Origin of the sequence: uncultured Corynebacterium sp., from assembly GCF_902782855.1 — a bacterium.
Lineage (GTDB): Bacteria > Actinomycetota > Actinomycetes > Mycobacteriales > Mycobacteriaceae > Corynebacterium.
Genome location: NZ_CACZOO010000115.1, coordinates 1 through 8,188, shown reverse-complemented (window position 1 = coordinate 8,188; position 8,188 = coordinate 1). Strand labels below are relative to the sequence as shown.

7 protein-coding genes and 1 pseudogene are annotated in these 8,188 nt (G+C 67.9%); 4 read left to right on the top strand and 4 right to left on the bottom strand.

The features are described 5' to 3' along the window. Positions 1-218: 218 nt before the first annotated feature. On the top strand, positions 219-1,517 hold the full coding sequence (locus tag QZV72_RS05395) for an MFS transporter (RefSeq protein WP_297006077.1): 1,299 nt from the start codon (positions 219-221) through the stop codon (positions 1,515-1,517). 990 nt (positions 1,518-2,507) lie between these two features. Here the strand turns inward: QZV72_RS05395 and QZV72_RS05390 are convergent. Beyond that, a complete protein-coding gene (locus QZV72_RS05390) occupies positions 2,508-3,926 on the bottom strand; it encodes a lipase family protein (RefSeq protein WP_297006075.1) in 1,419 nt (472 codons plus the stop codon). A 136-nt stretch (positions 3,927-4,062) separates the two neighbouring features. On the opposite strand from QZV72_RS05390, the gene QZV72_RS05385 reads away from it, so the two are divergent. Next, on the top strand, positions 4,063-5,487 hold the full coding sequence (locus QZV72_RS05385) for an MFS transporter (RefSeq protein WP_297006072.1): 1,425 nt from the start codon (positions 4,063-4,065) through the stop codon (positions 5,485-5,487). Between the two features lie 15 nt (positions 5,488-5,502). Here the strand turns inward: QZV72_RS05385 and QZV72_RS05380 are convergent, their stop codons facing one another. Beyond that, complete coding sequence (locus tag QZV72_RS05380) at positions 5,503-5,943, bottom strand: hypothetical protein (protein ID WP_297006070.1); 441 nt, start codon at positions 5,941-5,943, stop codon at positions 5,503-5,505. A gap of 8 nt (positions 5,944-5,951) precedes the next feature. Then, positions 5,952-6,266, bottom strand: a complete 315-nt coding sequence (locus QZV72_RS05375) for a YbjQ family protein (protein ID WP_297006068.1) — start codon at positions 6,264-6,266, stop codon at positions 5,952-5,954. 251 nt (positions 6,267-6,517) lie between these two features. On the opposite strand from QZV72_RS05375, the pseudogene QZV72_RS14885 reads away from it, so the two are divergent. Beyond that, a pseudogene (locus QZV72_RS14885) lies at positions 6,518-6,625 on the top strand (XRE family transcriptional regulator); the annotation flags it as partial. Positions 6,626-6,914: 289 nt separating this feature from the next. Here the strand turns inward: QZV72_RS14885 and QZV72_RS05370 are convergent. Further along, positions 6,915-7,367, bottom strand: coding sequence for an excalibur calcium-binding domain-containing protein (locus QZV72_RS05370; RefSeq protein WP_297006067.1), 453 nt, complete (start codon positions 7,365-7,367; stop codon positions 6,915-6,917). A gap of 347 nt (positions 7,368-7,714) precedes the next feature. On the opposite strand from QZV72_RS05370, the gene QZV72_RS05365 reads away from it, so the two are divergent. Continuing rightward, positions 7,715-8,113 (top strand): (deoxy)nucleoside triphosphate pyrophosphohydrolase, encoded by a 399-nt coding sequence (locus QZV72_RS05365; protein WP_297006065.1) that lies wholly within the window; start codon positions 7,715-7,717, stop codon positions 8,111-8,113. Positions 8,114-8,188: the final 75 nt, after the last annotated feature.

Sequence of the window (8,188 nt, the reverse complement as noted above, 5' to 3'; positions counted from 1 at the left end):
GTCGAAAGGTACCTGCGGTGGTCGCCGTCGTCGTGGACGGGGGCGGTCACCGGCAGTTACAGATACACCACGCTAGAGGACGTAACCGGTGGACACTGCCGTACACAGGCGGACCGCGCCGCGCGCGGCCTGACGGTGCAGGCCGTCTGAGAGGTCGCCAAAGGCCACCCCCTACACTTCTTTGCATGGCAAATGCGCCGACAGGAGGGCCGCCGGACATGACTGACGCCACCACGGGTCCGGCGACCCCGCCGTCCACCCCGGCAGAAGCGGTCGCGCCCCCGCCATCCCGTGACCCACTCCAGCGCAGGACACTCACCGTCCTGGCGGTCTCCCAGGTCGTCGGTACCGTCGGTGTGGGCATCGCCCCGTCGATCGGCATCCTGCTCGCCACCGAGGTCACCGACAGCGAACTCTGGTCCGGGCTGGCGCGCACGGCGTCCACCCTGGGTGCGGCGATCCTCGGCATTCCGCTGGGTGTCCTCGCCGCCCGGTTCGGACGCCGCACCGCGCTCGCCTCCGGCTGGTGGATCTCCGCGGTCGGCGCCGCGATCCTCGTTGGGGCGGCCCAGTGGTCCCTGGTCATGCCGATGTTCCTCGGTCTGCTGCTCATCGGCGCCGGTCAGGCGACCAGTCTGCAGTCACGGTTCGCGGCGACTGACCGGGCGGCACCGGCGGACAAGGCGAAGGCACTTGCACTGATCGTCTGGGTCGGCACCGTCGGCAGCGTCCTCGGGCCGAACCTCGGCGTGCCCGGGGAGGCGTTGCACCGGTCGATCGGGCTGACCGTCTTCGCCGGGGCCTTCCTCATCGCCGCGGTGTGCCTGGCGCTCGCCGGGGTCATGGTGTTCTGGTGGCTGCGTCCTGATCCGCTGGAAGACAGAGTGGGGAGGACGCCACGGGTAGCGGGGGAAGAGAGGGTGCGCTTCCCGCGCGTCCGCCTGCTGCTCGTCGAGATCCGCTCCAGCCCGCAGGCCCGTGCCGCCGCCACAGCGGTGGTGATCGCGCAGGTCATCATGGTCGTCGTCATGACGATGACGCCGGTCCACATGCACCACCAAGGTGATTCGGTGACGCTTGTCGGCGTCACCATCAGTCTGCACATCATCGGCATGTACGCGCTCGCCCCGGTCGTCGGCATGCTCACCGACCGGTACGGTCCACGACCGCCGGTGGCGGGGGGCGTCCTCATCCTCGTCACGTCGGCGGCGGTGTGCGGGGCGGCGTCCGACTCGACGGCGGGTGTGATCGTGGGCCTGTTCCTGCTCGGTCTGGGCTGGTCTTTCGTCAATGTCGCCGGCTCGGCGATGTTCAGTCAGGCCGTCGCCGAGGGCAACCGGGCGACGGCGCAGGGCGGGCTGGACGCGTCCTCGAACCTGGTCAGCGCCCTGGGGGCGTTCCTCGCCGGGCCGCTCATGGCGGTGAGCAGCTTCCCGGTGGTCTCCCTGGTCGTCACGGTGTTCCTCGTACCGGTGGTCATGGCGCTGCCGACGCCGGCCTATGCGCGGGTGGAGTGACCAGCCCTGGAACTGCGGGGTAGGGCTTCATCACGGTCTATCGCGCAACGGCGTACGCAGTGGATCGGCGAAGTCTTTATGTCGGATTAGTGGATGAGATCGGTTGTGCTGGACGCGGTTTCAAGACTGTGAAGGGATACGTAACGCTGTTTGCGGACGAATGCGCTACCTCGTCCGCGTTCAAGATGAGGGACGGAGTGGGGCAGCGTACGGTGGCGGGTACGGCCTCTGTCTTTAGGGGCGGACAAGAGGAAGACCTGATGTTTCCCTTCTTCAACGCCAATATCGATTGACTTGCCGATAACCTGGGCGATCTTCCTGTCCATGTCTCCGCCGGTTTTCCCGTAGCCGGGACGCCTCCTGTCGCGTCCATGCCACGTCATCTCGTCGGTACTTGATCAGAGGGATTTCGGGTTTGATTTCCTGATCTGTGCAGAAGCTGAGATGGGCAACGTCATTGAACCAGCGGCCGGGCTGGTAGATGTATGCGCGGAGCTGCTGACACTGCGGCCATGCCTGTTTCGCCGGGATGAGAACAGTGTCCACCGGGCTGGCTGGGCGCTCACCGTAGATAGTTCCGCTCCGGTCGACCTGGCGGAGCCACGTCTCGAAATCAGGATGTGCATACCCTGCGACTGTGAAAATCCGTTCGACTTCGAACGGGATGTCGATGTTGAGGAGCGAGTCATGGTGTGCGACATGGTTCCGGAGCTGCCTGTCGAGGGTGTTCCGTAAGGGGACCTCGAGGTGAGAGATAAGCTCGAATGTTGCGCTTGACATCCTGGTTGACCAGGAATAAATGGCCAGCGCTCGGCTCAGATCACCTTCGGCTGCCCGCGGACAGGGGCGTGACCGTGCCGGGGAAATGAGCTCCTGCACCACGTCTTCTGCGTGAGTGTTGTCTGCGGACATGGGGCTGAGCTAGCACGGACAACGAACGGCCCGGTGTCGCCTCTGCCCTTACGGTATGCGCCCGGGTCTTCCTTATTCCTACAGCTCGTTGCCGCGCGGGACGGTGGCGCAGTTGTTCGTCGCGGGCCGTCCGTTGAACCGGGCCTCCAGCCACAGGTACCCCTCGACCGCCCACGGTGCGGCGGCGATGACATGGCTGGCGAACGGGTACTCGCGGTACTCGATCGGCGTCCCCGCCGCACAGTACCGGCGCACGATCGTGCGGACGTCCCCCGCCACCATGATCCCGTCGCCCGGACCCCAGGTCGGAGAGGCGGGTGTCCCTTCGATCCAGCCTGCGGCGCCCTGGAAGACGAACATCGGCACGTGCGGGGCATCCCAGTTGCCCATGTTGATGTCGTCGATGATCGCCTTGATCTCGGGGGCGTCCTGCGGTGTGGGGTACTCCGGTTTCGCGATGTCCGACCAGTGCAGACCCGGGTACCGGGCCATGGACTCGACGATGGACAGGTCGCGCATGTCCTCGGTGACGGTCATGCCGTACGGCGTGAGGTAGCGGGAGAAGTCGACGTCGTAGGCGTCACCGAGGGCGGTCAACGCCAGACCGACGACGCCGGACCAGAGGAGACCGTCGCCGGCGTAGGAGAGGTTCTTCTGCGGGTCGATGAGCATACCGCCCTGGGCGACGCCGATGAGCCGCTCCTCGATCTCCGGGGCGTAGTCTGCGGCACGGATCGCCGCCCAGTTGCTGGCGATGGCACCGCCGGAGTAGCCGAACAGTCCGATCCTGTCGGACGCCGTGACCGGTGAGGTGGTCGCCGCCGTCGCGGCACGCAGGGAGTCGAGGGTGGCGGCACCGTAGGCGGGGCCGGCGGCTAAGTCGGCGTCCCTGCCCTCGGTGTCGGCGATGACGACGGGGTGGCCGTTCATCAGCGCGGGCAGGATGATCGCGGTCTCGACGGTGGGCAGCAGGCCGCCGAGGCTGAGGTTGCCGGCGATGGCGCGGGAGGGGTTGTCGGCGGGGTTCGCCGAGTCGTAGATCGACTGGTAGGAGATGACGTTGCCGTCGGAGCCGTTCGGCGGGTGGACGACGGAGGTCACGTTCTGCTCGTGGACGCCACGCGGGTTCGTCGTGACATAGAGGATCTGGGTGACCTTCAGTGGGGTGGCCAGGGTGGCGACGTGGTAGTCGAAGGTCCGTTCGCGGAGTACGGTGCCGGGGTCGAGGGAGGCGGTGTCGGCGCCCTCGGGGACATCGTAGAAGGACTGGTCGTCGGCGGGGTTCGGCACATCGAGCACCGTCCGTACCCCGTCCCACACTCCGCCGACGATCTGCGTCTGCAGCGGGAGGCCGGACCGGTCGGCGGCGGCGGCGGGGGAGGCGGCGACGGTGAGGGCTCCGCCGGCCAGGGAGACGGTGAGGACGGATGCCGCGAGGGAGGCGGCCGTGCGGTGCGGGGTCTGGTGTGCGCGTGAGGAGCGCCGGAGGAAATCCATGAACACATAGTATTTATGACGTAACTACGGCGCGGGCTTTCGGCGGGAATGATCCGTCGGTGCCGGTGACTGGTTGGTGAATCCACCGGTCGCGGGCCTAGCGTAGACGCATGTGAGTCCCGTGACACCTGCCCCGATGCCCGATCCCTCAGCACAGCCGCTGCCGCCACGGCGCAACATCCCCGCCCCGGTCACCACCGCGTTGGGCACCGGAATCATGCTGCAGGCCCTCAACTCGTCGATGATCGCCGTGGCGATGGTCTCCATCGGCCACCACTTCAATGCCGGGGCGGAAGTCTCCTGGGTCCTCTCGGCGTTCTACATCGCCACCGCCGTCGTCTCGCCGATGGCCGGTGTACTCGGCGTGGTCTTCGGGCCGCGTCGGGTGTACCTCGCCGGCCTGTTCCTCGTGCTCGCCGGATCGGTCCTCGGCGCACTCGCGCCGACCCTCGGCGTCCTCATCGTCGGACGCCTGCTCATCGGTGTCGGGGTGGCGACCCAGATGCCGAACGCGATGACGCTGGTGCGCGTTCTCGCGCAGCGCAACCGGTGGCGCACGACCTCGGCGATCTCGGTGTTCACCGTCTGCGGCCAGTCGATGAGCGCGGTGGGGCCGTCGCTCGGCGGGTTGTTCGTCGCCGTCGCGGGCTGGCAGGCGACACTGTGGGTCAACGTGCCGCTCATCGCCGTGTCCGCGGTGTGGGTGCTGGTGGCCGTGCCGGGGATCGAGGGGGAGGGGCGTCCCGAGATGGGGCTCGGACGCCGCCTCGACCTCGTCGGCGCGCTGTTGTTCGGTGTGGCGGTGACAGTGCTGATGCTCTTCCTCATCTCACTCACCGGCGAACCGTGGTGGTGGATCCTGCCGGTGGCCGTGGTGTGCGCCGCGGTGTGGGTGTGGTGGGAGCTGCGGTGCGCGTCGCTGCCGTTCATCGACCTGCGGGCGGTCGCGGCGAACCGGCAGCTCGCGAACACGCTGGGACGCACCGTGCTCACGTACGCGTCCTTCTACTGTCTCTACTACGGGTTGCCGCAGTGGATGGAGCAGGGGGCCGGCATGTCGGTGATGCAGGCCGGCGCCCTGATGTTCCCCATGTCGGTGGTGTCGGTGGCGTCGACGTTCCTGGCGTCCCGCATCCTGATGACGCACGGTCCGCGGATCGTGCTGGGCGTCGGCGGGGTATTCCTGGTGCTCACCGGGCTGGCGCTGGCGCTGCTGCAGGACAGTGGGACGCCGGTGTGGGTGATGGTCGTCATCATGCTGGTCGCTGGCGTGCCGAACGGGTTCAACAACATCGGTAACCAGGCGCTGATCAACACGGTCACCTCGGTGGAGAAGGTCGTGACGGCGACCGGGATCTACAAGACGGTGCAGTACGTGGCGGCGAACCTGTCGGCCGTGATCGTGGCGCTGTGCATGGGCTCCGGTGGTGACGGGGGTGCGGGTGCCGGTGCGACAGACGGTGGGCTGCACCTCACCGGCTGGGTGATCACCGTGCTCGGTGCGCTGATGACGCTGGGGATCCTGTGTGCGCGGAGGATGCCGTCGCGGGTGCGGGCGTAGGTCGCCGCGGGGCCGCTACACCGGATCCGGCAGAACGACGGTCCCCCCGAGGATGTCGGCGACCTGACCGCAGGCGCCGGTGTCGAGACCGGACGGACCGCAGTCGAAGAGCCAGTTGTTGCCGATGACGACGGCGGGGGAGCTCCCACCCCCGAAGACGGTCGCGGCGACGGTCGTGGGGTCGTCCCTGAGGTAGATGCCGTGGATCCCGGCGCCCCCGGGAAGGACGCAGGACGCCAGCCCCTCGTCCACGTCCCGCCACTGCGCGCATTCCCGGTCGGTGCCGGCGAGGGTGTCGCGGATGGCGGCGGTGGTGTCGAACCGGGGCAGGTCACCGGTGACGGCGCCGGGGGATTCCACGGTGGTGGGGGACGCGTCCTCGTCACCACCGCAGGCGGTGAGTACGAGGACGCCGCAGGTCGCGGCGGTTAAGGCGATGGTGCGGATGCGGTGCACGGCGTGCCTCAGAAGCGGACGGCTGTCCCGGAGGCGGTGACCATGACCATGCCACCCTGGCCGAGGGACTCGTAGTCCATGCTGACCCCGACGACACCGTCGGCGCCGAGCTCGATGGCGCGCTGGACCATCTCGCCGAGGGCCTGCTCGCGGGCACCGTTGATCTCGCCCTCGTAGCCGGAGGAACGTCCACCGATGATGTTCCGGATACCGGCGCCGATGTCCTTGAACATGTTGATGCCGACGACGGTCTCACCGGCGACGATGCGGATGTACTCGGTGATCGGGCGGCCGTCGACGGTGGCGGTGGTGGTGACGATCATGATGGGGCTCCTGTGGGTTCTGGCTGGGTTCTGTTCTGATCCGCCGTCGAGTCTACGGCGGTGGGTGGGCCCGGATACCAGTTGTCTCGGGTTCAGCATGGCCTGGAACCGGACAGTGGGAAGCCGATGGCGGCGTTCGTGAAGAAGTCATCGAGAACCCCGCCGCAGGTCATCGCCACGGCGAAGAAAAGACTGGCCCAGGTCAGGCAACAGATGGAGGACATGCCGTGAACAACGACAGTCACGGTGGGTCGCAGCGCGTCGCCGCTGACGCCCCCGGACTGACGCAGCCCCGGACGTCTGACCTGATGAACGGCAGGATGGACAAGTTCTCCCTGGATGCCCTGGTGAACATCGCCGTGCGGGTCGGTGCGCTGACCTGCGACCTCCAGGGTCAGCGTCCCCGTCCGGTGGTGGACCCCGGCGAAGTACACCGAGGGCTGCGCGCCGGCGATCTCCGTGTAGCAGGAGGGCTCCCTGACCTGCAGGGACGCCAGGTCTGTCCAGGTGGCGCCGGTCGGCCGGATCTCATCGGCGGTCAGTGGGCTGGTCAGTGCCCATGGGAGGGGCGGTACAGGGGCGTCGGACGTGGAAACGGTGGGCACCGGATGCCTACGTGCGGGGCGGGCGCCACCCGCTCTGCGTCGATCAGCCTACGACGTCACAGGCGATCCCGTCGCCGTCACGGTCGAGGCGGCTCGCGTAACCCGGCTGTCCCCGGTAGATCGGGGCGGCGCCGGCGGCACGGACGGCGTCGCAGTTCGGGTAGTACGCGGCAGGCGCAGGAGCCGGAGCGGGGGGCTCTGGTGCGACCGGGGCCTGCTCGACGGGTGCAGGGGCGGGTGCGGGGGCGGGAGCAGGGTTCTCCTCCACCGGCGCGGGATCGACGGGGGCTTCCGCAACGGGGGCGTCCTCGACCGGGGTGGTCTCCTCCGGTGCTGCGGTAGTCGGGTCCTGTTCGGTGGAGGTCGGTGCGGCCGAGGTCGCGGTGGTGGTGGTTGTCTGCGCCGTGGTGGTGGACTCCGCGGCGTCCTCGTCGGAGCAGGCGGTCAGGCCGACCGCGAGAGTGGCGGCGGTGAGCGAGAGGATGACGCGGGACACGCGGCGGGGCGGAATGTGCAACGGAGGCTCCGATACTGGGACTGGTGGGATGGAAACGTCAGTGGGAACAACCGTTTCCCTGATCACACTGTTACCGGGGTTAGGCGGGAGGGGTAGTCACCTCAGGGTTCACTCACCCTCTCCCGTCGGCGCATTGACGATCGTCCGTGCTGAGTCCCCCAGTCGGTCCAGATGTCGGGGCAGTGCACTGGCCAGCGGCTTCTGCCCGGTAGACCGCGTCGTGGAGGGCGGCGTAGTCGGTCGAGGCAGCGCGGAGTTCGGCGTCCAGCATCATGCTCGTCGCGGTAGCCGGCGGCGGCGTCCGACCAGTTGTTAGGCTGAACCTCATGGCAAAGCGGATCAACGTCGTTGGAGCAGTCCTCACAGAGGGAACCAAGGTTCTTGCAGCGCAGCGGGGTAAGGGGATGTCCCTCGCCGGACTGTGGGAGTTCCCCGGCGGCAAGATTGAGCACGGGGAAACTCCGCAGCAGGCCCTGCGCCGTGAGCTGCAGGAGGAACTGCTGTGCACCGCGGAGATCGGCGAGAAGGTCACCACCACCGAGCATGACTATGACTTCGGCACCGTCATCCTCACGACGTTCTTCGGCACCATCGTGGACCAGGCACCCACCCTCACTGAGCACGCTGAGGTGCGCTGGGTTGAGGCGGCAGACCTCGCAGCTCTCCCGTGGGCGCCAGCTGATGTGCCTGCCGTGGAACTCGTGACCGCTCACTGCGCCGCATGAGTTTCAACAGCCCGGTCGGCGCCGGGACCGCCTTTGGCTTCCTCGACCACACCGTGCCCTCAGAGCAGCTCTATC